At 70.3% G+C, this 454-nt stretch carries 1 protein-coding gene; it reads left to right on the top strand.

Annotation, left to right across the window (positions count from 1 at the left end; all coding sequences use genetic code 11):
* A partial coding sequence (locus IG99_RS43605; RefSeq protein ID WP_037684603.1) for an alkaline phosphatase D family protein occupies positions 1-454 on the top strand: 454 nt, incomplete at both ends.

Raw genomic sequence — 454 nt, 5'->3', positions numbered from 1 at the left:
GCGGACGCGTCGCTTACCACCTACCGGCGCTGCTACGACGACGTGTTGCTCCAGCCCCGGCAGCACGAGCTGTACCGCAACGTGTCGACGGTCTACGTCTGGGATGACCACGATTTCGGGCCGAACGACTCGGACAGCACGTCGCCCGGCCGGGCCAACGCCCAGCGGGTGTACCGCGAGAGGGTGCCTCACCACCCGTTGGCCGACGACGAGGGCATCTTCCACAGCTTCGAGGTCGGCCGGGTCCTGTTCGTGGCGTCCGACTCCCGCAGCGACCGCACCCCGAACAGCTACCCCGACGGGGCGGACAAGACCATGCTCGGCTCCGCCCAGCGGGCGTGGCTGGAGCAGCTCCTCACCCGGTCGGAGGCGTCGGCGCTGTGCTGGCTGATGCCGGTGCAGTGGCTCTCCGGCGCGGTCGACAGCTGGGGTGGGTTCCGGTACGAGCAGGGCC

This window comes from Streptomyces griseus subsp. griseus, from assembly GCF_000720255.1.
GTDB classification, from domain to species: Bacteria; Actinomycetota; Actinomycetes; order Streptomycetales; family Streptomycetaceae; genus Streptomyces; species Streptomyces griseus_I.
Note: the sequence above shows the minus strand (reverse complement) of the source record. Positions and strands in the feature narration are given on the sequence as shown.